A 24,043-nucleotide genomic window follows, 5' to 3' on the forward strand; every position below is an offset into this window, starting at 1 on the left:
GTCACACGCTCCGACGACGGGGGGAGTCGCGATGTCCTGGGGACAGCAGGGCGGAAACACCGGATTCGTGGTGCCACCGCCACCCTCGCAGCCGCCGCCACCGCCTTCCCCGCCTCCCGCACCGGCGGATCCGCTGCGGGCCGTCGCGGTGGCGCTGCTCAACCTCGGTGGTCTCGGGCTCGGTTACGCGCTGATACGCCGCTGGGCCGCGATGGCCGGGTGCTGGACCGTGACCGGCGTCCTGCTGCTGGTCGCCCTGCCCGCCGACCCGGACGGCGTCCCCGGCGGCCTCCTCGTCGCCCACCTCGTCGTCCTGGGGGTGGCGGCCGTCCACGGCGCGGTCCGCGGTCTGCGCACGCCGCTGTCCTGGCCGCCGCGCTCGCCCGTCGCCGTCCTGCTCGGCCTGGTGCTCCTCGCCGTACCGGCCGGAGGCGTCGTCGTGTACGCGGGGGCGCAGGACGAGGCCGTGGAACGGATGCTCCTGGACCGCCTCGACCGGGCCGACCGCCTCGTCCGGACCGCCGGGAACGAGCCGTTCGCCACGGCCGAGCCCGACTACCGCGAGGCGCTGGCCGTCTACCGCGACCTCCGCGCCGACCACCCGGACTCCAGGGCGGCCGAACGCGTCCCCGACCGGCTGGGCGTCTACTACGAGACGGTCGGCGCTCCGTACGAGCGGAAGGAGTACTGCGCCGCGATCGCTCCGCTGGAGCACCTGCGCACGGTCCCCCGCACCATGGGCGGGAAGAACCTCGGCGTGCCGGCCGACTGGCCCGACGACCGGCTCGCCACCTCGCTCTACGAGTGCGGCGCGGAGGAACTCGACGGCGGGAACGACGGCGCCTGGGAGAGGTTCGGCGAACTCCTGACCACCTTCCCCGACTCCCCGCAGGCCCGGAAGGTCGAACCGACCGTCGACGCCGCGATCGACGAGGCCGCCGAGGGGCTGAAGGGCGACGACCCCTGCTCGGCCGTCGAGCGGCTGCGCGCCCTGGGCACCGACATCGCGGGCCTGCCGGGGGAGAAGGCGGGACTGGCCGACGCCCTGGACAAGAGCGCGGACCGGGCCGAGAAGAGGGCGCGGTCGGGCGTCTACCCCTGCGGCGTGGACCGGTACGAGGACGGCCGCTTCGGCGAGGCGATCGAGACGCTGAACGACTTCCTCGACACGGAGAAGAAGGACGGGAACCGGGCACGCGCCCAGAAGATCGTCATAGCGGCGGAGATCGCCCAGGAGATCCCCGAGGCGGGCAAGCGGCTGCCGACGACGGCCTCCGGCGGGAGCATTCCCGTCACGGTCATGAACGACAGCCCCGAGGAGGTCAGGATCCTCTACACGGGCCCCGTCACCGGCAGCTTCACGCTCAAGGCGTGCGGCGACTGCTCACGGTACTCCGACGCCCTGTCGGCGAGTTCCCGGGCGTGCAAGGACAGCGGCAAGAGCTACCCGCAGCGGACCCTCCACCTGCCCGCCGGTACCACGTACTTCCTCCACAAGCCCATGGGCGGCTCCGGCGCGTCCCCCGCCACCGACACGGTCGAGCTCGACCACGGCTACCTCTACACGGAGTGCGCCTACATCACGGAGGGCTTCGACTTCGGACTCTGACGCTTCCGTGCGCGACCGCCGGCCGACGGACCCGCCCGGGAGCGAGAACCGTCCGACGACACCACGCGTGCTTGGATGTTCCCCGGGTCACCGGTAGGTCTTGGTGGGACGGAACGGTCGGACCGCCGGGAGGCGGCGGTCCGGTGACCGGCCGATCGAGCGAGTGAACGAGAGAGGGCGCACAGGAATGTCGCAGAAGGTGCGGGCGGTCGTCGCCCGGGGCAAGAACCAACCGGTCACCGTGGAGACGATCGTGGTGCCGGATCCCGGGCCGGGAGAGGCGGTGGTGAAGATCCAGGCCTGCGGGGTGTGCCACACCGACTACCACTACCGGCAGGGCGGCATCTCCGACGACTTCCCGTTCCTGCTCGGCCACGAGGCCGCGGGCGTGGTGGAGGCGGTCGGCGAGGGCGTGGACGAGGTGGCGCCCGGCGACTTCGTGATCCTCAACTGGCGCGCGGTGTGCGGCCAGTGCCGCGCCTGCCGGCGCGGCCGGCCGTGGTACTGCTTCAACACCCACAACGCCCGCCGGAAGATGACGCTGGAGGACGGCACCGAGCTGACCGCCGCCCTGGGCATCGGCGCGTTCGCGGACAAGACCCTGGTGGCGGCCGGGCAGTGCACCAGGGTCGACCCGTCCGCGTCGGCGGCGGTGGCCGGGCTGCTGGGCTGCGGGGTGATGGCCGGCCTCGGCGCCGCGCTGAACACCGGGAACGTGCAGCGCGGCGACAGCGTGGCGGTGATCGGCTGCGGCGGCGTGGGCGGGGCGGCGGTGATGGGCGCGCGCCTGGCCGGCGCCGCGCGGATCATCGCCGTCGACATCGACGACCGCAAGCTGGAGATCGCCCGGAGGCTGGGCGCCACCCACACCGTCAACTCCCGCGAGAACGACCCGGTGGAGGCGGTGCGGGAGCTGACCGGCGGACACGGCGCGGACGTGGTCGTCGACGCGGTGGGGGTGCCGGAGACCTACCGGCAGGCGTTCTACGCCCGCGACCTGGCCGGCACCGTGGTCCTGGTGGGGGTGCCCACCCCGGAGATGAAGCTGGAGCTGCCGCTGCTGGACGTCTTCGGCCGCGGCGGCGCCCTGAAGTCGAGCTGGTACGGCGACTGCCTGCCGTCCCGCGACTTCCCGATGCTCGTCGACCTGTATCTGCAGGGCCGGCTGGACCTGGAGGCCTTCGTCACCGAGACCATCGCCCTGGACGGCGTGGAGGAGGCGTTCGCGCGGATGAACGCCGGCGACGTGCTGCGCTCGGTGGTGACGTTCTGATGGCCGCCCGGATCGACCACCTGACCACCTCGGGCACCTTCACCCTGGACGGCGGCACCTGGGAGGTGGACAACAACGTCTGGATCGTCGGCGACGACACCGAGGCGATCGTCGTCGACGCCGCCCACGACGCCGCCGCCATCGAACGGGCCCTCGCCGGACGGCGGGTGGTCGCGATCGTGTGCACCCACGCCCACAACGACCACATCGACGCCGCCCCCGCCCTGGCCGACGCCACCGGCGCGCCGATCCTGCTCCACCCGGACGACCGGCCGCTGTGGGAGCTGACCCACCCCGACCGGGCGCCGGACGGGGAACTGTCCGACGGGCAGACGATCACCGTGGCCGGCACCGAGCTGACCGTGGTGCACACCCCCGGTCACGCCCCCGGCGCGGTGTGCCTGCACGCCCCGGCGCTGGGCACGGTGTTCACCGGCGACACCCTCTTCGCCGGCGGCCCCGGCGCGACCGGGCGGTCGTTCTCCGACTTCCCGACCATCATCGACTCCATCCGGGACAGGCTGTTGACCCTGCCGCCGGAGACGGTGGTGCGCACCGGACACGGGGAGTCCACCACCATCGGCGCCGAGGCCCCGCATCTGCAGGAGTGGATCGACCGCGGCCACTGAGACCGACGACGGCCGTCCGGTCCGGTCGTGCCCGGCGCCCCGGGTGCCGGGCACGACCACCGGGCTCACTCGGCGTACGCGGCCTCGATGTCCTCGACGACCTTCTCCATCGCGTACAGGCCCGCGCTGCTGCTCCACACCTGGCCGTCGACGCCGCTGACCTCGTCGTTCCTCACGGCCTTCAGCCGGGTGAACGACTCCTGCTTCTCCGCCGACTCCAGGGCCTTCTCGCCCTCGGCGTTGAGGGTGGCGACGAAGACGTGGTCGGCGTCGATCTTGTCGAGGTTCTCCAGGGAGAGCGCGTCGGAGTGAGGCGCCTTCAGCTCCTCGGCTATCGGCATGAGCGTGGCCCCCGCCTCCTTCAGCAGGCTGCTGGGCATGTTGCCGGCGTTCATCACCATGGGACCGGCGGGCATCCAGCGGACCACCACGGCCGTGCCCGGGTCGTTCCCGCCGGCGGCGTCGGCCGCGCGCTCCAGCAGGGCGTCGAACTTCTTGTCGAACGTCTCCTTCTCGCCCAGGGCCTCGGCGTAGGTCTCCGCCGGCCGGCTCCAGCTCTCGTTCTTCGGGACGACGGTGGGAGCCACGGCCTTGAGGGCCTCGTACTGGGACTTCTCCATCCTCGGCGAGGCGAGGATCAGGTCGGGCTCGGCCTTGAGGATCGCCTCGATGTTGGGCTCCTGCACCGTGGCGACCAGCGGGATCGACTCCGCCTTCTCGCCCAGGTAGCCGGGGGCGGTCTCCGCGCCGCGGGCGCTGCTCGTGCCGACCGGTTCGACGCCGAGGTACAGGGCGGTGTCCAGAGAGGTGTCACCGAGAGTGATGACGCGCTTCGGGTCGGACGGGACCTTCACCGTGCCGTAGGCGGTCTCCACCGAGCGGGTGGACTGCTGCGCCTCGCTCTCGTCGGCATTGGCGGAGTCGGAGCCTCCGCATGCGCTCAGGCCCATGACCAGCGCGGAAGCCGTGACGGCCGGGAGGATCCGGCTGATTCTGGGCAGGGGGGAGCGGGGCATGGTGCGCCTCCTGTACGGGGATGATGCCGTTTGATGAGCGTAGGCTAACCTAACCTTTGTATCGGCCATCAAGAAGGTGTGGTGTGACGCTCCGTAAGATTCTGCTGCGCGGCCTGCTGCCGTCGGCCGGCGTGCTGCTGGTCGTCGCGGTGGCCGGACTGCTCGTCGGGGCCGGTGACGTCGGGCCCGGCCGGGCCGCCGCCGTGCTCCTCGGCGGTGGTGACGCGGACGCCCGCTTCACCGTGCTGGAGTTGCGGCTGCCGCGCACCGCCGTGGCCATCGCGGTCGGGGTCGCCCTCGGGGCCGCCGGAGCCGTCCTCCAGGCCACCTCCCGCAACCCGCTGGCCGAGCCCGGGCTGCTCGGAGTGAGCGCCGGAGCGTCCTTCGCCGTCGTCCTCGCGATCGTGCTCGGCGCGAGCGCCGCGACCGTGGGCCCGTACGTCGCCGTGCTCGGCGCCGCGGTCGGCTGCCTGCTCGCCCTGGGCGCCGCCCGGTTGCGCGGAGCGGGCGACGATCCGGTCCGACTGGTCCTGGCCGGCGCGGCGTTCAGCGGACTGATGGGCGCGGCCTCCTCCGTGCTCCTCCTGGTCAACCAACGGGCCGCGGACGACATACGGTTCTGGACCGTGGGCTCGGTCGCCGGACGCGACACCGGCGACCTCCTCGCCGTGCTCCCCGTCCTGCTGCTCGGCCTGGCCGTGGCCGTCGCCGTGAGCCCCGCCCTGTCCGCGCTCACCCTCGGGGACGACGTGGCCACCGGGCTCGGCCACCGCCCGCGCCGGGTGCGCGCGGCGGCCGTCACCTCCGTCGCCCTGCTGGTCGGCGGAGCCACCGCCGTCGCGGGCCCCGTCGCCTTCGTCGGTCTGGTGGTGCCCTTCGTGGCCCGGGCGCTGGTCGGTCCGGACCTGAGGCGGCTGCTGGCCGTGTCGGTGCTGCTGGGTCCGGCCGTGGTCCTGCTCGCCGATGTCGTCTCGCGGCTGGTCGTCCGCCCGTACGAGATGCCGTTGGGCGTGATGACCGCGCTGTTCGGCGCACCGGTCCTGGTCGCCGTCGTCCGCTCGTCGAGGTTGCCCGCGCTGTGAAGACGCCGTCGAAGACCCCCGCAGCGACGCCCGTCGGGGCGTCCGTCCCGCGCCCGCGCCCGCCGCGGGACACGGTCGCGCCGTCCGTGCCCGCCGCACCGCCGGGCACGTTCCGGCTGGCCGCGGGCGGCCTCTCCGTCCTCGTGCCCCTCAGACCGCTGCTCGCCGGCGTCTCGCTCGTGCTGCTCCTGGTCGCGGTGGCCGCGGTGTGCCTGTCCGTCGGCGACATCGCCGTGGCCCCGCTCGACGCCCTGCGCGCGGCGCTGTCGGGCAGCGGCAGTCCGCGCGACCTGCTGGTCGTGGAGGAGCTGCGCATGCCCCGGGTCGAGGCCGGGATCGCGGTCGGCGCGGCCCTGGGGGCGGCCGGCTGCCTGATGCAGACGCTCTCGGGGAACCGGCTGGCCACCCCGGACACCGTGGGGTTGAACAACGGCGCGACCGCGTTCGCCGTCGCCGGCATCGTCTCCTCCGCCACGAGCCTGCTGCCGTCGGCGACGGCCCTGACCGGCGCCGCCACGGCCGCCGTGCTCACCCTCGCCCTCAGCGGGGGAGCCGGGCAGCGCGGCTACCGGTTCCTCGTCGTGGGGCTGGGGGTCGGCGCGGTCTTCGGGGCGGTGACGAACCTGATCCTGTCCCGGGCGGAGGTCGACGCGGCGAACGCCGCGTTCGCCTGGACCGTCGGCACCCTCAACAGCCGCTCCCAGACGGCGGTCACGGTGCTGGAGGCGGGGCTGCTGGTCTGCCTGCCGCTCGCGGTGGTCCTGGGGCGCCGGCTGAACGTGCTGCGCTTCTCCGACTCCGTCGCCACCGGACTGGGGGTGCGGGTGCGGCCCCTGCGCGTGGCGGTGCTGCTCACCTCCGTCGTCTGCGCCGGACTGGCCGTGGCCGTCGCCGGCCCGCTCGGCATGATCGCCCTGGCCGCGCCCGAGGCCGCCCGGCGCCTGACCGGGCCCGGACCCGTCCCCGTGGTGACCTCGGCGCTCGCCGGAGCCGTCTTCACCCTGCCGGCCGACCTGATCGGCAGGACCGTGATGGCTCCGCTGGAGATTCCCGTGGGTCTGGTCACCGCCGTCGTCGGCGGCCCGTACCTGCTGTGGCTGCTGCTCACCACCCGCACGAGGAGAACGCCGTGAACCCCGTGAACCCCGCGACCGAGGCCCGCCGGCTGGAGACCACGTCCCTCACGCTCGCCCACGGACGCACCCCGATCGTGCGGGAGTTGGACGTCGAGCTGCCGCCGCACCGGGTCACCGCGATCGTCGGCCCCAACGGTTGCGGCAAGTCGACGCTGCTCAGCGGGCTCGCCCGGCTCCTCGCGCCGCGCGAGGGAGCGGTGCTGCTGGACGGCCGGGAGCTCGCCTCGATCTCCACGCGGGAGGTGGCCCGCACGATCGGCCTGCTGCCGCAGTCGGCCACGGCACCGGACGGCCTGACGGTGCGCGACCTGGTGCGCTACGGCCGCCAACCGCACCAGGGACTGCTGCGCCAGTGGTCGAGGGCCGACGCCGAGGCGGTGGAGGCGGCCCTGGACGCCGCGGACCTGAGGGAGTTGGCGGACCGGCGGTTGGAGACGCTCTCCGGCGGCCAGCGGCAGCGCGCCTGGATCGCGATGGCGGTGGCGCAGGACACCGAGATCCTGATGCTGGACGAGCCCACCTCCGCCCTCGACATCGGCCACCAGTTGGAGGTCCTGGAGATGATCCGCGGGCTGGCCGCCAAGGGGCGCACGGTCGTGCTCGTCCTCCACGACCTGACCACGGCCTGCCGCTACGCCGACCACATGCTGGCGCTGCTGGACGGTCGGATCGTCGCGCAGGGCGCCCCCGCGGACGTCATGACCCCCGATCTGGTGCGCACCCTGTACGGGGTGGAGAGCACCATCCTCACCGACCCCGTCCACGGCACCCCCGTGGTCTGCCCCACGGCCCTGGCGGCGACCCCCGTGACGGCCTCCTGACCCGCGCGCGGCGGCGGTCACCCGCCCGCCGTCGCGCGTCCACGGCCCCGACGGACCGGTCGGCCCCGCCGACCCCGTGCCGCTCAGTGCGGCCAGATCGGCGGGTTGGTGGTGAAATGCCCTCCCACGCAGGCGTGATCGGGGTTGTCCGGGTCGAGGTCGCCCTGTTCGGCGACGAGCTTCTCGGCGTACGGCTCGGAGTCGTCCTGGGGCTCGTACCCCAGGGCCCGCGCCGAGGAGAGGTCCCACCACAGCCGGGTGTTGGCGGAGGAGCCGTAGACGACGGTGTGGCCGACCCCCTCGGCGGTCAGGGCGGCGTGGAAGAGACGGGCGCCGTCGGCCGGGCTCATCCAGACCGAGAGCATCCGCACCGTCGTGGGCTCGGGGAAGCAGGAGCCGATGCGGACGGAGACGGTCTCGATGCCGTGCCGGTCCCAGTAGAGCTGGGCCAGGTCCTCGCCGAACGACTTGGACAGGCCGTAGAAGGTGTCGGGACGGCGCGGGGTGTCGACGGGGATCAGCGGGTCCCCCTCGCGGGGGCGCGGGGTGTAGCCGATGGCGTGGTTGCTGGAGGCGAAGACGACGCGCCGGACGCCCTCCTCGCGGACCGCCTCGTAGAGGTTGTACGTGCCCTCGATGTTGGCCCGCAGGATCTTCTCGAAGGGCGCTTCGAGCGAGATCCCGGCCAGGTGGACGACGGCGTCCACGCCCCGCACGGCCTCGCGCAGCGCGGCGCGGTCCGCGAGGTCGGCGGTGATCGTCTCCTCGGCGTGCTCCCGGCCGTCCGCGTCGGGCAGCGGTTCGACGGGGGCGACGTCGAGGAGCCTGAGGGTGTAACCGTAGGAGGGCAACAGCCCCCGCATCAGGGTGCCGAGGCCGCCCGCGGCGCCGGTGAGCAGGACGGTGCGGGGGGAGGGCATGGGCGTTCTCCTCGGTACGGGAAGAGGGCGACGCGCGCGGTGCGACACATCCTCATGTCGCTCCGCAAGCGTGGACAGCATTCACATTCGTGAGCACGCTAAGGAGTCCTCGGCCTACCGTCAAGTGTCGGGCGCGATGACCTGTCGTCGTCCTTTCATGGCTGTTGGAGGGGATTTCGCAGACGCTCTCCTTGACCGCCCCGGATCGCCGGCCTACCGTGGCGCTGTTCATAAATATAAACAATGGTCATCAATATGCACGTCATCTGCCGTGCCACACGCCCAGGGAGTGCCGTGTCCCCAGCCCCCCTCGCCAGCCGCCTCGATGGCCTGCTCTTCTTCCCCGTCACCGCGTACGGGCCGGACGGTGCTCTCGCCACCGACGTGTTCCGCGCGCACGTGCGACGGGGCATCGACGCCGGTGCCGCCGCCGTCTTCGCGTGCTGCGGCACCGGCGAGTTCCACGCCCTGACGCTCGACGAGTTCCGCGCGTGCGTCTCCGCCGCGGTGGCGGAGGCCGCGGGACGGGTGCCGGTGATCGCGGGCGCGGGCTACGGCACCGCCCTCGCCGTCCAGTACGCCCGCGCCGCCCGGGAGGAGGGCGCCGACGGACTGCTCGCCATGCCCCCCTATCTGGTCGTGCCCGACCAGGCGGGGCTGCGGGACCACTACACCGCCCTCGCCGACGCGGCCGAGCTGGACATCGTCGTCTACCAGCGGGACAACGCCGTCTTCGCCCCCGAGACCGTGGTCGAACTCGCCCGCCACCCCAGGATCGTCGGTCTGAAGGACGGCCTGGGCGACCTCGACCTGATGCAGCGGATCGTCAGCGCCGTGCGCACCGCGGAACCCGACGGGGACTTCCTGTACTTCAACGGGCTGCCGACCGCCGAACTCACCGGCCTGGCCTACCGGGGCATCGGGGTCACGCTCTACTCCTCCGCCGTCTTCTGCTTCGCCCCGGAGATCGCCGTCGCCTTCCGCCGGGCCCTCGTCGAGGGCGACGACGCGACGGTGCACCGCCTCCTCGACGGGTTCTACCGCCCCCTGGTGGAGTTGCGGAACAAGGGGCGCGGGTACGCGGTCTCGCTCGTCAAGGCCGGGGTGCGGCTGCGCGGTCTGGACGTGGGCGGCGTGCGGCCCCCGCTGAGCGAGCCGGCCGCCGAGCACGTCGAGGAACTGGCGGCCCTCGTCGAGCGGGGGCACGCCCTGCTGGCGGAGGGCGTCGAGGCGGAGGAGGCCGGAAGCGCCCCGTGAGGGCCCTGTGAGGGCTGCCGGCCCTCCGCCGTCCGTGAGCACGGGACGTCCCCGGCCCGCCGGGGGCGTCCCGCCGTCGTCCCCGTTGACGCCCCGCCCGCCGGCTCCTACCGTCCTCCAGGCACCTCCGGTTCACGGAGATGAACGCGCTGCCCGGACATGCCGTCTACTCCCTTCACGAGATTGCCCTTTCATGCGTATTGACGCCCCCTGGGAGCGCTTCTACTGTGACGGCACTCGTTCATGAACCTGGCAGTAGTTCACATACGTGAAACCAGGGAGCTGTTATGGCCACGCTGGACTGGATCGTGCTGGGTGCCTACTTCTTCGTGATGGTGGGCATCGGCCTCTGGTCGAGGAAACGCATCCACACCGTCGCCGACTTCTTCACGGCCCGTGGCCGCATACCGTGGTGGCTCTCCGGGATCTCGCACCACATGTCCGGCTACAGCGCGATCATGTTCGTGACCTTCGCGGCGGTCGCGTACGACCACGGCGTCACCGTCTACTTCTGGTGGCCGCTCACCATCGGACTGGGCATCGGGATCGGCGCCTTCCTCTTCGCCGCCCGCTGGAACCGACTGCGCGCCAGACACGGCGTCAACTCGCCGCTCGCCTACCTCGCCATCCGCTACAACCTGCCCACCCAGCAGGTCCTCGCCTACAGCGGAGCGATCCTGAAGGTCGTCGACATCGCCGCCAAGTGGGTCGCCATCGCCCTGCTGCTCCAGGGCTTCGCCGACATCCCGCTGGTGTGGGGCATCACCCTGACCGGCATCTGCACCATGTTCTACATGGCCTTCGGCGGCCTGTGGGCCGACGTTCTCACCGACTTCGGACAGTTCGTCATCCAGGGCGTCGCCGGCTTCGCGATGCTCTTCGCGCTCTTCGCGCACCTGGACGGCGTGGCCACGCTCTGGACGATGTGGGGCGATCTGCCGGACGGCCACGGCGACCCGGTCGCCGGTCCCGTCACCAGCGGACTGATCATGGCGTTCCTGCTGGTGAAGACCTTCGAGTACAACGGCGGCATGTGGAACCTGGCCCAGCGGTACATGGCCGCGCCGTCCGGCTCCCGGGCGAAGAAGTCCGCGCTGCTCTCCAGCTTCCTGTGGATCGTGTGGCCGTTCATCCTCTTCGTGCCGATGATCGCCGCCCCGCTCGTCGTCCCCGGCATCGAGAACGGCGAGGAGTCCTACATCAGGCTCGCGCAGGAACTCCTGCCCGCGGGCGTCATCGGACTGCTCCTGGCCGGGTTCTTCTCGCACACCATGGCCATGGTCGCCTCCGACTCCAACGTCATCACCGCCGTCATCACCCGCGACCTCGCCCCGGTGCTCGTCCCGCGCGTACGGCGTCTGACACAGGCGGGCCAGCTGATGTTCGCGCGGATCACCACGGTCGCCTTCGTCGCGGTCAGCATGGCCTTCGCGCTCTTCGCCGACCCGGACGGCTTCATCATGACGGTCGTGGTGAGCGTCGTCGCCGCCACCATGGGCCCGATCTCCATCCCGCTGATGCTCGGCCTGCTGCCCTGGTTCCGGCGCCACGGACCGCTCGCGGCGCTCACCTCCTGGGCCGGCGGGCTCGCGGTGTGGGCGTACCTCTACTGGGGTGTGGAGGACGCCTCCCAGACCGCGAACGTCGGCCTGCCGGTGCTCACCTCGCTGGCGCTGTACGTCCTCGTCGGACTGGTGCGGCCCGAGGGCGGCGCGGCACGCGACGCCCTGATCGACTCCCTCGGCAGCGACCCCTCGGACGCCGAACGGGCCGCGCTGGAGAAGAGGTTGCTCGAAGACCCGCCCGCCTCCGACAGCGCCGCCGTGGCGGGCACGATCCCCGCGCCCGCCGGGCCCGAGTCCCGGTCCCCGCGGACCACCTCGCGCTCCTGAGGCGCCGCGCGCGGGACGCCCGCGCGCGGCGCGAGCGCACGGTGGTGCCCGGACGCCGNNNNGCGTCCGGGCACCACCGTGCGCTCGTCCGGCCGGCCGGGAGGGCTCACCGGGGGCCGGCGGCCCCCGCTCCCGGCACCAGCTCGGGGAACGCCTCGGTGAGACGCTCGGGCGCGGCCTGCCGCCAGGAGTCGACGACGATGTCGCGCAGCTCCGCCAAGTCCTCCAGGGCGGCCAGCCGCACCCGCACCCAGGCGGAACTCGCCTCGTGGCGGGGCACCCAGAACTTCTCCGGCTCGGCCGCGATCAGCTCCTCCCGCTCGTGCCGGGGGCAGCGCACCGCGATGGAGGTCTCGTCGTCGGGAACGGTGAGGTACATCCTCCCCGCCACACGGAAGGTGGGCATGCTCCACGCCTCCTTCTCGACGGTCTCGGGGAGGGAGAGCGCGATACGGCGGACGTCGTCGGCATCGATCACGGCCCTACGGTAGCCGCCCCGGAGCGGGACGCGCCGGTCCCGGAGGCCGTGGAACCCATCTTTGTCCTGAGTCCGGAAAAAGTGTGCGCCATTCCCTGCGCAACTTCTTCCCAGCCCCGACAGCCGCTGCTATGTTCCCCCGTGAAAGCCCGGCGAGACCACAGGAGTTCGCCGGGGCCGAACCGACTGGCATTCCCACGCGTGAGGACGGGGAGGGAGGGCGGCGTGAGACGGATGACGGCTCGACCCGCGAACGCGCACCAGGCCCGACTCCTCCGCCTGCTGCGCGACGGAGGCCCCAACTCCCGCGCCCAACTGGGCGACCTGGTCGACCTCTCCCGCTCCAAGCTGGCGGTGGAGATAGACCGCCTGCTGGAGACCGGACTCGTGGTGGCCGACGGACTCGCCGCCTCGCGCGGCGGACGCCGGTCCCACAACATCCGGCTCGCGCCGGGGCTGCGCTTCCTCGGCATCGACATCGGCGCCACCTCGGTCGACGTGGCCGTCACCAACGCCGAGTTGGAGGTCCTCGGCCACCTCAACCAGCCCATGGACGTGCGGGAAGGGCCGGTCGCCGTCTTCGAACAGGTCCTCTCCATGGCGGCCAAGCTCCGCGCCACGGGAGTGGCCGAGGGCTTCGACGGCGCCGGCATCGGCGTACCGGGACCGGTCCGCTTCCCCGAGGGCGTCCCCGTGGCACCGCCGATCATGCCCGGCTGGGACGGCTTCCCCGTCCGCGAGGCGCTCAGTCAGGAACTGGGCTGCCCGGTCATGGTCGACAACGACGTGAACCTCATGGCGCTGGGGGAGCAGCACGCGGGCGTGGCCCGGTCCGTGCAGGACTTCCTCTGCGTCAAGATCGGCACCGGCGTCGGCTGCGGCATCGTCGCGGGAGGCGAGGTCTACCGCGGCGCGACGGGCAGCGCCGGCGACATCGGACACATCCAGGTGGAACACGGTTCGCAGGGCCGCCAGTGCGCCTGCGGCAACCGCGGCTGCCTGGAGGCGTACTTCGGCGGCGCGGCGCTCGCCCGTGACGCCGAGGAGGCCGCCCGGGACGGCCGATCGCCCGAACTCGCCTCCCGGCTGGAGGCCGCCGGACGGCTGACGGCCGCCGACGTGGCGGCCGCCGCGTCGGCGGGGGACACCGCGTCCCTCGACCTCATCCGCGTCGGCGGCAACCGCATAGGCCAGGTCATCGCCGGCCTGGTCAGCTTCTTCAACCCCGGCCTGGTGGTGATCGGCGGCGGTGTCACCGGCCTCGGCCACACCCTGCTCGCCAGCATCCGCACCCAGGTCTACCGCCAGTCCCTGCCCCTGGCCACCGGAAACCTCCCCATCGTGCTCGGCGAGCTGGGACCCGTCGCCGGAGTCATCGGCGCGGCCCGGCTCATCAGCGACCACCTGTTCTCCCCGGCCTGACGGCCGGGCACGGCACCATCCGCACCGCGCCACGACCGCACCACAACCGCATCGAGCCGCACCACCACGGCGGCGTCCCCGTGCCGCACCACCGGACGCACGTCCGCGCCCCGCACCACGCGCAGTACGAGCCGCACCACCTCCGCGACCCGCACCGAGTCCCGACCTGCCCCGACCCGCCCTGCTTCGCCCTGCCCACCGGCCGCACCCTCCCCATGGCCCGAACGGCATGGGGTGCCTCCAGGAGTCCGCCATGGCACCAGAGCACGACCAGCCGGCCCCCGCCCCCCTCCTCGTCCTGTCCGGCATCACCAAGTCCTTCCCCGGCGTCCGCGCCCTCGACGGCGTCGACCTCGACATCGCGCCCGGAGAGGTGCACTGCCTGCTGGGCCAGAACGGCGCCGGGAAGTCCACCCTGATCAAGGTGATCGCCGGGGCCCACCAACCCGACGAAGGAGAGATCACCTGGCTGGGGGAGACGGTCCGACCGAAGTCGCCCACCGCCGCCATGCGCCTGGGCATCGCCACCATCTACCAGGAACTGGACCTGGTGGAACACCTGTCGGTGGCCGAGAACGTCTTCCTCGGACACGAGGTCGCCACCGGCGGCTTCGTGCGGGCCCGCGAGGCCCGCGCCCGCACCGCCGCCCTCCTGGCCCGGCTCGGCCACGCCGAGATCGACCCGAACACCCCCGTCGGCTCCCTGCCGGCGGCCGGGCAGCAGGTCGTCTCCATGGCCCGCGCCCTGTCCCACCGGGCACGCCTGATCGTCATGGACGAGCCGTCCGCCGCGCTCGGCCCCGACGAGGTCGACAACCTCTTCCGGATCGTCGCCTCCCTCACCGCCGAGGGCGTGGCCGTCCTCTACATCTCCCACCGGCTGGAGGAGATCCGCCGCATCGGCGACCGCGTCACCGTGCTGAAGGACGGCCGCACCGCCGCCCGCGGACTGCCCGCCCGCACCACCCCCACACGCGACGTCGTCGCCCTGATGACCGGCCGCGACGTGGAGTACGCCTTCCCCGACCGCCCGGTCCGCCCGCCGGACGCCGAGCCCGTGCTGCGGGTCGAGGGGCTCGCCCGCCAGGGGGAGTTCGCGCCGCTGGACCTCCAGGTGCGCCCCGGCGAGATCGTGGGACTGGCCGGACTGGTCGGCTCCGGCCGCTCGGAGATCCTGGAGACGATCTACGGCGCCCGCCGCCCCAGCGCGGGCCGGGTCCTGGTCGACGGCCGACCCCTGCGCCCCGGCAGCGTCACCGCCGCGGTGCGCGCCGGACTCGGGCTCGCCCCCGAGGAACGCAAGGCCCAGGCCCTGCTGATGCTCGAATCCATCACCCGCAACGTGACGCTGTCCACGCTGCCCCGCTTCTCCCGCGGCGGCTGGCTGGACCGCTCGCGCGAGCGCGCCACCGCCCACGCGGCCGTCCGCGAGCTGTCGATGCGCCCCGACGACCCCGACCGCCCGGTGCGCACCCTCTCCGGCGGCAACCAGCAGAAGGCCGTCCTGGCGCGCTGGCTGCTGCGCGACTGCCGGGTCCTGCTGCTGGACGAACCCACCCGCGGCGTCGACGTCGGCGCCCGCGCGGAGCTGTACGCGCTGATCCGCCGGCTGGCCGACGCGGGCCGGGCCGTCCTGCTGGTCTCCAGCGAGGTGCCCGAGGTCCTCGGCCTGGCGGACCGGGTGCTGGTGCTGCGCGAGGGCCGCGTCGTCCACACCGCCCCCGCCCGGGAGCTCGACGAGCACCGGGTCCTCGACCTCGTCATGGAAGGGAGCACGCCGTGCTGAGCGCCGCGCCCACCGGGAAGCCCACCGAGGAGAAGAACGCCCCCGCGTCCCCGCCCCGCGGGAGGGGGAGCCGGGCCGTGCCCGTGGACCTGCACCACCTGTCCCTGCTCGGCGTCCTGGCCGTGCTGGTGGCCGTCGGGGCCGTCACCGCGCCCGAGCAGTTCCTGAGCGCGGGCAACCTCCAGCTCATCCTCACCCAGGCGTCCGTCATCGGCGTCGTCACCGTCGGCGTCACCTTCGTGATCATCGGGGGCGGCATCGACCTGTCCGTCGGCGCGATCGTCGCGCTGGCCTCGGTGTGGGCCACCACGGTCGCCACCCAGGAGTTCGGACTGGGCGGGATGCTGCTGTGCGCGCTGCTGGTGGGGCTCGGCTGCGGGCTGGTCAACGGCCTGCTCATCGCCTACGGGCCGATGGTCCCCTTCATCGCCACCCTGGCCATGCTCGCCTCCGCCCGCGGCCTGGCCCTGCAGATCAGCGACGGCAAGACCCAGGTCATCGAGGTCGACGCCGTGCTGGAACTGGGCATGCGCGACGCCTACGTGCTGGGCGTGCCCCCGCTGGTGCTGGTCTTCGCGGCCGTCACCCTGGCCGGCTGGCTGCTGCTGGGCCGCACCACCTTCGGCCGCCGCACCGTGGCCGTCGGCGGGAACGCCGAGGCCGCCCGGCTGGCCGGCATCGACGTCAAGCGGCAGCGGCTGCTGCTGTACCTGCTGTCCGGGCTGTGCTGCGGCATCGCCGCCTTCATGCTGATCGTCCTCACCGGCTCCGGCCAGAACACCAACGGCAACCTCTACGAACTCGACGCCATCGCCGCCGCGATCATCGGCGGCACCCTCCTCAGCGGCGGCCGGGGCACCATCACCGGCTCCGTCCTGGGCGTCCTGGTCTTCACCACCATCACCAACCTGTTCGCGCTCAACAACCTCCAGAGCGACGTCCAGCAGATCGCCAAGGGCGCGATCATCGTCGCCGCCGTTCTGGTCCAGCACCGCACCGCGCGCTCCGGGACCGCGTAGCCGGGCCCGGCCCGCGCCCTCCGCGACCCCGTCGGACACCACCCCGCACCCCGCACGTCGAACGAAGGGTCCCGTCATGCCCACACCCTCCCTCCCCAGCCGCAGAGGACTGCTCTTCGGCACCGCCGCGGTCTCGGCCGGCGCCCTCCTCACCGGCTGCACCAGCAACGAGAACAACGACAAGGACACCGACGCCCGTCAGGCCGACGTCGCCGAGGACAAGCCGGGCAAGCCGGTCACCATCGGCTTCGCCGGGCCGCAGGCCGACCACGGCTGGCTCAACGCCATCAACGAGATGGCCACCAGCCGCGCGGAGAAGTACTCCGACGTCACCCTGGAGACCACCGAGGGCTCCAACGACACCGCCCAGCAGATCGGCCAGATCGAGACCCTCATCAACAAGAAGGTCGACGTCCTGGTCGTCCTCCCCGCCGACGGCAAGGCCCTCACCCAGGTCGGGCTCAAGGCCATGCGCGCGGGCATCCCCGTGGTCAACCTCGACCGGATCTTCGCCTCCCCGCAGGCGTACCGCTGCTGGGTCGGCGGCGACAACTACGGCATGGGCCTCAACGCCGGGCGCTACATCGGCGAACGGCTGAAGGACAAGAAGAACGCCAAGGTCGTCGAACTGGCCGGCATGGACAACCTGGAGCTGACCCGGCAGCGGACCCAGGGCTTCGACGACGCGCTGAAGAACTACCCCAACATCGAGAAGGTCGCCCGCCAGGCCGCCGATTTCACCGTCGAGTCCGGCCAGGCCAAGATGGCCCAACTGCTGCGCGCCGTACCCGAGTTCGACGCGCTGTGGAACCACGACGACGACCAGGGCGTGGGCGCCGAGCGCGCCATCGAACAGGCCGGGCGCGACGAGTTCTTCATGGTCGGCGGCGCGGGCTCCCGGCACGCCATGGACGCCATCAAGGCGGACGACACCGTGCTGAAGGCCACCGTGCTCTACCCGCCCACCATGGCCGCCTCCGCCATCGACCTCGCCCGCGCCCTCGGCCAGGGAAAGGGGATCAGCGGACTGGCCGAGTTCGAGATCCCGGCCTCACTCACCCTCTACTCCGCCGTCGTCACCAAGGACAACGTCGACCAGTACCTGCCGACCGGCTTCCGGTGACCCGCACCGCGATCCCCGCGGCCGGGGCCCTCCCGGCGCGGACCCGACGGCGCGGAGACGATTTGGAGACCCCATGGACGCTTCCGACAACGAGAGCAAGCGACCCACCCTCGGGGTGGGCATGGTGGGCTACGCCTTCATGGGCGCCGCCCACTCCCAGGCCTGGCGCACCGTCGCCCACGTCTTCGACCTGCCGCTGACGCCGGTGATGTCCGCCGTCTGCGGCCGGGACCCGGACGCGGTGCGCGCCGCGGCGGACAGGCACGGCTGGGCCGCCGCCGAGACCGACTGGCGCGCGCTGGTCGCCCGCGACGACGTCCAGCTCGTCGACATCTGCACCCCCGGCAGCAGCCACGCCGAGATCGCCGTCGCGGCCCTGGAGGCGGGCAAGCACGTCCTGTGCGAGAAGCCGCTGGCCAACACGGTGGAGGAGGCCGAGGCCATGGCCGAGGCCGCGCGGGCCGCCCGGACGCGCGGACAGGTGGCCATGGTCGGCTTCAACTACCGGCGCCTGCCGGCCCTGGCGCTGGCCCGCCGCATGGTGGCGGCCGGCCGGATCGGGGGCCTGCGGCACGTACGGGTCACCTACCTGCAGGACTGGCTCACCGACCCCGGCTTCCCGCTGACCTGGCGGCTGCGCCGGGAACAGGCCGGCTCCGGCGCGCTGGGCGACATCGGCTCCCACGCCATCGACATCGCCCAGTACCTGGCGGGCGAGCCGCTGGCCGGGGTCTCCGCGATGACCGAGACCTTCGTACGGGAGCGGCCACTGCCCGAGGGGGCCGTCGCGGGCCTGTCGGGCACCGGAGGCGCCGAGCGGGGCGAGGTCACCGTGGACGACGCCGCGCTGGTCACCGGACGGCTCGCCTCCGGGGCGCTCGCCTCCTTCGAGGCCACCCGCTTCGCGACGGGCCGCAAGAACGCGCTGCACATCGAACTCAACGGGGAACGCGGCTCGCTCGTCTTCGACCTCGAACGCCTCAACGAGCTGCACCTCTACGACGGCACCGAGCCGCCGTCCACCGCCGGGTTCCGCCGCATCCTGGTCACCGAGCCCGACCACCCCTACCTGGAGGGCTGGTGGCCGCCCGGCCACGGCCTCGGCTACGAGCACACCTTCGTCCACCAGGCGCGGGACCTGCTGCTCGCCGTCGCCGCCGGGGAGGGGCCCGAACCCTCCTTCGACGACGGACTCCAGGTGCAGCGGGTGCTGGCCGCGGTCGAGGAGAGCGCCGCGAACAACTCCGCCTACACCCGGGTGCCGCCGGCGTCGCCGGTGCCCCCCGTCCCCGCCTGACGCGCCCTTCGAGGAGGCACCGTGCCCCGACCCTTCACCCTGTTCACCGGACAGTGGGCGGACCTGCCGCTGGAGGAGGTCTGCCGCCTGGCCCGCGACTTCGGCTACGACGGGCTCGAACTCGCCTGCTGGGGCGACCACTTCGAGGTGGACCGGGCCCTGCACGAGCCCGGCTACCTCGACGGGCGCCACGCGCTGCTGGAGAAGTACGGCCTGAAGTGCTGGACGATCTCCAACCACCTCGTCGGCCAGGCCGTGTGCGACGCGATCATCGACGAACGGCACCGGGCCATCCTGCCCGCCCGGATCTGGGGCGACGGCGAACCCGAGGGGGTGCGCCGGCGGGCCGCCGCCGAGATGGCCGACACCGCCCGCGCCGCCGCCGCCTTCGGGGTGCGCACCGTCGTCGGCTTCACCGGCTCGGCCATCTGGCACCTGGTCGCGATGTTCCCGCCCGTGCCGGAGGCCATGATCGAGCGCGGCTACACCGACTTCGCCGAGCGCTGGAACCCGATCCTGGACGTCTTCGACGCCGAGGGCGTCCGCTTCGCCCACGAGGTCCACCCGGGCGAGATCGCCTACGACTACTGGACCACCCACCGGGCGCTGGAGGCCGTCGGCCGGCGCCCCGCCTTCGGACTGAACTTCGACCCCAGCCACTTCGTGTGGCAGGACCTGGACCCGGTGGGCTTCCTGTACGACTTCCGCGACCGGATCTACCACGTGGACTGCAAGGAGGCCCGGCGCCGGCTGGACGGTCGCAACGGCCGCCTCGGCTCCCACCTGCCCTGGGGCGACCCGCGGCGCGGCTGGGACTTCGTCTCGGCCGGGCACGGCGACGTGGCCTGGGAGGACGTCTTCCGGATGCTGCGCTCGATCGGCTACGACGGGCCCGTCTCGGTGGAGTGGGAGGACGCGGGGATGGACCGCATCCAGGGGGCGCCCGAGGCACTGACCCGGCTGAGGGCGTACGACTTCGAGCCTCCCTCGGCCGCGTTCGACGCCGCCTTCGGAGGCGGCGAGGACTGAGGGCGGGCCCGGTGACCAGCCCGGCGGCGTGCCGTGCCGCCGGGCGGTTCCCCCCTGCCCTCCGCCGCTTTGTCCATGCGAAGGAAAAAGCTGACCTGTTAGATGTCAAAGGGGTTTCCGGATCGGACAAAGGCCGTTACGGTCCTTTGATATGTACCGGTCACCGGCATCCCCCTCGCCGACCGGCCCCGGCGCGACGGCGCGCGCCTGTCACACACCGTCATCCCCCGGAGGACATCCGTGCACAGGAAACGGCCCAGACTCCGCACAGCCCTCGCCGGCTTCACCAGCGCACTCCTCGTCGGAGCGACCCTCGCGCTCACCGCCCCGCACGCCGGCGCCCAACCCGACCGGAGCGACGCCGCGGCCGAGGAATTCCAGCAGGTCACCCTCGCCCAGGGGGCCGCCGAGACCGGCGAGCCCATGTCGCTGGCCGTCCTCCCCGACCGGTCCGTGCTCCACACCTCGCGCGACGGCACGCTCCGGATCACCGACGCCGCCGGCGAGACCCGGATCTCCGGGAGGATTCCCGTCTACACCCACGACGAGGAAGGACTCCAAGGCGTCGGCGTCGACCCGAACTTCGCCGAGAACCGGGCGATCTACCTCTACTACGCGCCCCCGCTCGACACCCCGCCCGGCGACGCCCCCAACGAGGGAACGGCCGAGGACTTCGCCCCCTTCGACGGCGTCAACCGCCTCTCCCGCTTCGTGCTGAGGGAGGACGGCACCCTCGACACGGCCAGCGAGAAGAAGGTCCTCGACGTGCCCGCCACCCGCGGCATCTGCTGCCACGTCGGCGGCGACATCGACTTCGACGCCGAGGGCAACCTGTACCTGTCCACCGGCGACGACTCCAACCCGTTCGCCTCCGACGGCTTCACCCCCATCGACGAGCGGGCGAACCGCAATCCCGCCTACGACGCCCAGCGGACCTCCGGCAACACCAACGACCTGCGCGGCAAGATCCTGCGCATCAAGGTCGCGGACGACGGCTCGTACACGATCCCCGAGGGCAACCTCTTCCCGCCCGGCACCGAGAAGACCCGCCCCGAGATCTACGCCATGGGCTTCCGCAACCCCTTCCGGATGAGCGTCGACAAGCCGACCGGCACCGTCTACGTCGGCGACTACGGACCCGACGCGGGCGCCGCCGACCCCGAGCGCGGCCCCGCCGGACAGGTCGAGTTCGCCCGGGTCACCGAACCGGGCAACTTCGGCTGGCCCTACTGCACCGGCGACAACGACCCGTACGTCGACTACGACTTCGCCACCGGCGCCTCCGGGGAGTCGTTCGACTGCTCCGCGCCGAGGAACACCTCGCCGAACAACACCGGCCTCACCGAGCTCCCCCCGGCGCAGCCCGCCTGGATCCCCTACGACGGCGGCTCGCTCCCCGAGTTCGGCAGCGGCTCCGAATCCCCGATGGCCGGACCGGTCTACCGCCACGACCCCGAACTCGACTCCCCGGTGAAGTTCCCCGAGGCCTACGACGGCGACTTCTTCGCGGGCGAGTTCGGCCGGCGCTGGATCAAGCGCATCGAGCACGACGCGGACGGCACCGTCCGCTCCATCAACCCCTTCCCCTGGTCCGGCACGCAGATCATGGACATGGCCTTCGGGCCGGACGGCGCGCTGTACGTCCTCGACTACGGCACCGCCTGGTTCGGCGGCGACGAGAACTCCGCCCTCTACCGGATCGAGAACGCCACCGACGGGCGCTCGCCCGTCGCCCAGGCGACGGCCGACCGCACCTCCGGCCGGGCGCCGCTGAAGGTCTCCTTCTCCTCGGCCGGCAGCTCCGACGCCGACGGCGACGCGCTCACCTACTCCTGGGACTTCGGCGACGGCGGAACCTCCACCCAGGCCAACCCCACCCACACCTACCGGGAGAACGGCACCTACACCGCCACCGTGACCGTGAAGGACCCCTCCGGCCGCACCGGCTCGGCCTCCGTCCACCTCACCGTCGGCAACACGGCGCCCAAGGTGACCCTCGAACTCCCCGGTGACGGACAGCTGTTCACCTTCGGCGACGAGGTGCCCTTCAAGGTCAGGGTGAGCGACCCCGAGGACAAGAGGATCGACTGCTCCCGGGTCAAGGTCACCCACATCCTCGGCCACGACAGCCACGGACACCCCGTCACCTCCGCGACCGGCTGCTCCGGCACCATCAAGACCACCGCCGACGGCGAGCACGACCCGAACGCCAACATCTTCGGGGTCTTCGACGCCGAGTACACCGACCTGGGGGCGGGCGGCCAGCCGGCGCTGACCACCCACGACCAGAACGTCCTCCAGCCCAGGCACCGGCAGGCCGAGCACTACGGCGACTCCCACGGCGTGAGCGTCGTGGAACACGCCCCGGCGCACGGCGGCCGGGTGGTGGGGAACGTCCACGACGGCGACTGGATCGCCTTCGAGCCCTACCGCGTCGGCAACGCCACGTCCCTCACCGCGCGGGTGGCGTCCGCCGGCTCCGGCGGCACCCTGGAGGTCCGCACCGGATCCCCCACCGGCAGGCTGATCGGCTCCGTCGAGGTGAAGCCGACGGGCGGCTGGGAGACCTACACCGACGTCACCACGCCCATCAAGCGGCCGCCGTCCGGGACGACCACGCTCTACCTGGTCTTCAAGGGCAGCGGCGGCGGAGCGCTCTACGACGTCGACGACTTCACCTTCACCACCGGCTGACCCGACCCCGTGGCCGTGTCCCGGGCCGGGAGCCCGGGACACGGCCCGGAACCGAACCGAGCAGCACCCGGACCGATTCCCGCGCGCCGGGGCGGGCCCGACGGACCGCCCCGCCCGAGGAAGGACATCCGCATGCACGCATCCGCACGCCTCGCCACGGCCGCGGGCGCCGCGGCGCTGGTGCTGGCCGCCACGGCACTGCCGGGCAGCGCCGCCCAGCCGGACCCGCGAGACCCCCGCGCCGAGGAGAGCCGCGTCCTGGTCTTCTCCAAGACCGCCGGCTTCCGCCACGACTCCATCCCCGACGGCATCGCCGCCGTCGAGGAACTCGGCGCGCAGGGCGGCTTCGCCGTCGACGCCACCGAGGACGCCGGCGCCTTCACCCGGAAGAACCTCGACCGCTACGCCGCCGTCGTCTTCCTCTCCACCACCGGCGACGTCCTGAACACCACGCAGCAGAGGGCCTTCGAACGCTACATCGAGAACGGCGGCGGGTACGTGGGCGTCCACGCCGCCGCCGACACCGAGTACGACTGGCCCTTCTACGGCGGACTGGCGGGCGCCTACTTCCGCTCCCACCCGCACATCCAGCAGGCGACGATCGAGGTCGAGGACCGGGCGCACGCCGCGACCGCCCACCTGGGCGCCGTCTGGGAGCGCACCGACGAGTGGTACGACTACCGCACCAACCCGCGGGAGCAGGCCCACGTGCTCGCCACCCTCGACGAGTCCTCCTACACCGGCGGGACGATGGGGGAGGACCACCCCATCTCCTGGTGCCAGACCTACCGCGGCGGCCGCGCCTTCTACACCGGCGGCGGACACACCCGGGAGTCCTACGCGGAACCGGCCTTCCGCGCCCACCTGCTGGGCGGCATCCGCTACGCCATCGGCGCCGCCCAGGCCGACTGCCGCCCCGAGAAGGGCTACACCCCGCTCTTCGACGGCACGGGCACGCAGGGCTGGCGGCAGGCCGGGCCGGGCTCCTTCACGCTCCAGGACGGAACGCTGACCTCCACCGGGGGCATGGGAATGCTCTGGTACGCGGCGAAGGAGTTCCGGTCCTACTCGCTGAAGCTCGACTGGAGGATGGCCGGAGACGACAACTCCGGGGTCTTCGTGGGCTTCCCGGCCTCCGACGACCCCTGGTCGGCGGTGAACAACGGCTACGAGATCCAGATCGACGCCACCGACGTGCCGGAGAGGACCACGGGATCGGTGTACGGCTTCCGGTCCGCCGACATCGCCGCCCGCGACAGGGCGCTCAACCCGCCGGGGGAGTGGAACACCTACGAGATCCGCGTCGAGGGCGAGCGGCTGAGGATCTGGCTCAACGGCGTGAAGATCAACGACTTCACCAACACCGACCCGGCACGGAGCCTGACCCGGGGACACATCGGCATCCAGAACCACGGGGACGGCGACGAGGTGTCCTTCCGCAACATCCGCGTGAAGGAACTGCCCGCCGGGGGCTGACGACCGTCCCGTCCAGGTCCGGCCGTCGGCGGCCCGAGGGGGACCGGCGGCGGCCCGGCGGCGGACGGGGAGACCGCCGACTCC

Annotated in this window: 19 protein-coding genes; 16 read left to right on the forward strand and 3 right to left on the reverse strand. The window is 72.7% G+C overall.

What is annotated here, in order from left to right:
* Positions 1 to 148: 148 nt before the first annotated feature.
* The 3 genes from ABD335_RS08235 to ABD335_RS08245 all read left to right on the forward strand — a co-directional run bounded on the left by ABD335_RS08235 (position 149) and on the right by ABD335_RS08245 (position 3,511).
* Positions 149 to 1,609, forward strand: a complete 1,461-nt coding sequence (locus ABD335_RS08235) for a tetratricopeptide repeat protein (RefSeq protein ID WP_344321456.1) — start codon at positions 149 to 151, stop codon at positions 1,607 to 1,609.
* A gap of 187 nt (positions 1,610 to 1,796) precedes the next feature.
* Entirely contained in the window at positions 1,797 to 2,882 is a 1,086-nt protein-coding gene (locus tag ABD335_RS08240) for an S-(hydroxymethyl)mycothiol dehydrogenase (RefSeq protein ID WP_344321457.1), read from the forward strand.
* On the forward strand, positions 2,882 to 3,511 hold the full coding sequence (locus ABD335_RS08245; protein WP_344321458.1) for an MBL fold metallo-hydrolase: 630 nt from the start codon (positions 2,882 to 2,884) through the stop codon (positions 3,509 to 3,511). Before ABD335_RS08240 ends, ABD335_RS08245 begins: the two co-directional genes overlap by 1 nt.
* A 65-nt stretch (positions 3,512 to 3,576) precedes the next feature.
* Here the strand turns inward: ABD335_RS08245 and ABD335_RS08250 are convergent, their stop codons facing one another.
* The gene (locus ABD335_RS08250; RefSeq protein ID WP_344321459.1) at positions 3,577 to 4,527 is read right to left on the reverse strand and encodes an ABC transporter substrate-binding protein; all 951 of its coding nucleotides are present in this window, start codon (positions 4,525 to 4,527) and stop codon (positions 3,577 to 3,579) included.
* An 83-nt stretch (positions 4,528 to 4,610) separates the two neighbouring features.
* On the opposite strand from ABD335_RS08250, the gene ABD335_RS08255 reads away from it, so the two are divergent.
* From ABD335_RS08255 to ABD335_RS08265, 3 genes are all read left to right on the forward strand, one after another.
* A complete protein-coding gene (locus ABD335_RS08255; protein ID WP_344321460.1) occupies positions 4,611 to 5,609 on the forward strand; it encodes a FecCD family ABC transporter permease in 999 nt (332 codons plus the stop codon).
* Between the two features lie 86 nt (positions 5,610 to 5,695).
* A complete protein-coding gene (locus ABD335_RS08260) occupies positions 5,696 to 6,742 on the forward strand; it encodes a FecCD family ABC transporter permease (RefSeq protein WP_344321461.1) in 1,047 nt (348 codons plus the stop codon).
* A complete protein-coding gene (locus ABD335_RS08265; RefSeq protein WP_344321462.1) occupies positions 6,739 to 7,566 on the forward strand; it encodes an ABC transporter ATP-binding protein in 828 nt (275 codons plus the stop codon). The genes ABD335_RS08260 and ABD335_RS08265 overlap by 4 nt, the downstream gene beginning before the upstream one ends.
* A gap of 83 nt (positions 7,567 to 7,649) precedes the next feature.
* Here ABD335_RS08265 and ABD335_RS08270 read toward each other — a convergent pair whose 3' ends face one another.
* A complete protein-coding gene (locus tag ABD335_RS08270) occupies positions 7,650 to 8,486 on the reverse strand; it encodes an NAD-dependent epimerase/dehydratase family protein (RefSeq protein WP_344321463.1) in 837 nt (278 codons plus the stop codon).
* Positions 8,487 to 8,780: 294 nt separating this feature from the next.
* Here ABD335_RS08270 and ABD335_RS08275 point away from each other — a divergent pair, with 294 nt between their 5' ends.
* Positions 8,781 to 9,743 carry a 5-dehydro-4-deoxyglucarate dehydratase gene (locus tag ABD335_RS08275; protein ID WP_344321464.1) on the forward strand — a complete coding sequence of 321 codons (963 nt, stop codon included), beginning with the start codon at positions 8,781 to 8,783 and terminating at the stop codon, positions 9,741 to 9,743.
* 287 nt (positions 9,744 to 10,030) lie between these two features.
* Positions 10,031 to 11,635 (forward strand): sodium:solute symporter family protein, encoded by a 1,605-nt coding sequence (locus tag ABD335_RS08280; RefSeq protein ID WP_344321465.1) that lies wholly within the window; start codon positions 10,031 to 10,033, stop codon positions 11,633 to 11,635.
* Positions 11,636 to 11,741: 106 nt separating this feature from the next.
* On the opposite strand, the gene ABD335_RS08285 is transcribed toward ABD335_RS08280, so the two are convergent.
* The gene (locus tag ABD335_RS08285) at positions 11,742 to 12,113 is read right to left on the reverse strand and encodes an MmcQ/YjbR family DNA-binding protein (protein ID WP_344321466.1); all 372 of its coding nucleotides are present in this window, start codon (positions 12,111 to 12,113) and stop codon (positions 11,742 to 11,744) included.
* Positions 12,114 to 12,347: 234 nt separating this feature from the next.
* Between ABD335_RS08285 and ABD335_RS08290 the strand changes: the two genes are divergently transcribed.
* The 8 genes from ABD335_RS08290 (at position 12,348) to ABD335_RS08325 (ending at position 23,959) form a co-directional block, all read left to right on the forward strand.
* Positions 12,348 to 13,535, forward strand: coding sequence for an ROK family transcriptional regulator (locus ABD335_RS08290; RefSeq protein WP_344321488.1), 1,188 nt, complete (start codon positions 12,348 to 12,350; stop codon positions 13,533 to 13,535).
* Positions 13,536 to 13,788: 253 nt separating this feature from the next.
* Entirely contained in the window at positions 13,789 to 15,321 is a 1,533-nt protein-coding gene (locus ABD335_RS08295) for a sugar ABC transporter ATP-binding protein (protein ID WP_344321468.1), read from the forward strand.
* A 77-nt stretch (positions 15,322 to 15,398) separates the two neighbouring features.
* The gene (locus tag ABD335_RS08300; RefSeq protein WP_344321489.1) at positions 15,399 to 16,340 is read left to right on the forward strand and encodes an ABC transporter permease; all 942 of its coding nucleotides are present in this window, start codon (positions 15,399 to 15,401) and stop codon (positions 16,338 to 16,340) included.
* A 76-nt stretch (positions 16,341 to 16,416) separates the two neighbouring features.
* Complete coding sequence (locus tag ABD335_RS08305) at positions 16,417 to 17,463, forward strand: substrate-binding domain-containing protein (RefSeq protein ID WP_344321469.1); 1,047 nt, start codon at positions 16,417 to 16,419, stop codon at positions 17,461 to 17,463.
* Positions 17,464 to 17,536: 73 nt separating this feature from the next.
* Positions 17,537 to 18,760: a Gfo/Idh/MocA family protein gene (locus ABD335_RS08310; protein ID WP_344321470.1), complete on the forward strand. Its 1,224-nt coding sequence runs from the start codon at positions 17,537 to 17,539 to the stop codon at positions 18,758 to 18,760.
* 21 nt (positions 18,761 to 18,781) lie between these two features.
* Positions 18,782 to 19,789 (forward strand): sugar phosphate isomerase/epimerase family protein, encoded by a 1,008-nt coding sequence (locus ABD335_RS08315; protein ID WP_344321471.1) that lies wholly within the window; start codon positions 18,782 to 18,784, stop codon positions 19,787 to 19,789.
* Positions 19,790 to 20,029: 240 nt separating this feature from the next.
* Positions 20,030 to 22,483, forward strand: a complete 2,454-nt coding sequence (locus tag ABD335_RS08320; RefSeq protein WP_344321472.1) for a PQQ-dependent sugar dehydrogenase — start codon at positions 20,030 to 20,032, stop codon at positions 22,481 to 22,483.
* A 132-nt stretch (positions 22,484 to 22,615) separates the two neighbouring features.
* Positions 22,616 to 23,959 carry a ThuA domain-containing protein gene (locus ABD335_RS08325; protein WP_344321474.1) on the forward strand — a complete coding sequence of 448 codons (1,344 nt, stop codon included), beginning with the start codon at positions 22,616 to 22,618 and terminating at the stop codon, positions 23,957 to 23,959.
* Positions 23,960 to 24,043 lie beyond the last annotated feature (84 nt).

Origin of the sequence: Streptomyces macrosporus, assembly GCF_039533145.1 — a bacterium.
GTDB lineage: Bacteria > Actinomycetota > Actinomycetes > Streptomycetales > Streptomycetaceae > Streptomyces > Streptomyces macrosporus.

Coding starts and splice junctions, on each gene's coding strand:
- ABD335_RS08240 (WP_344321457.1), top strand. CDS start 1,797: ATGTCGCAGAAGGTGCGGGCGGTCGTCGCCCGGGGCAAGAACCAACCG.
- ABD335_RS08245 (WP_344321458.1), top strand. CDS start 2,882: ATGGCCGCCCGGATCGACCACCTGACCACCTCGGGCACCTTCACCCTG.
- ABD335_RS08250 (WP_344321459.1), bottom strand. CDS start 4,527: ATGCCCCGCTCCCCCCTGCCCAGAATCAGCCGGATCCTCCCGGCCGTC.
- ABD335_RS08270 (WP_344321463.1), bottom strand. CDS start 8,486: ATGCCCTCCCCCCGCACCGTCCTGCTCACCGGCGCCGCGGGCGGCCTC.
- ABD335_RS08280 (WP_344321465.1), top strand. CDS start 10,031: ATGGCCACGCTGGACTGGATCGTGCTGGGTGCCTACTTCTTCGTGATG.
- ABD335_RS08290 (WP_344321488.1), top strand. CDS start 12,348: ATGACGGCTCGACCCGCGAACGCGCACCAGGCCCGACTCCTCCGCCTG.
- ABD335_RS08295 (WP_344321468.1), top strand. CDS start 13,789: ATGGCACCAGAGCACGACCAGCCGGCCCCCGCCCCCCTCCTCGTCCTG.
- ABD335_RS08305 (WP_344321469.1), top strand. CDS start 16,417: ATGCCCACACCCTCCCTCCCCAGCCGCAGAGGACTGCTCTTCGGCACC.
- ABD335_RS08310 (WP_344321470.1), top strand. CDS start 17,537: ATGGACGCTTCCGACAACGAGAGCAAGCGACCCACCCTCGGGGTGGGC.
- ABD335_RS08325 (WP_344321474.1), top strand. CDS start 22,616: ATGCACGCATCCGCACGCCTCGCCACGGCCGCGGGCGCCGCGGCGCTG.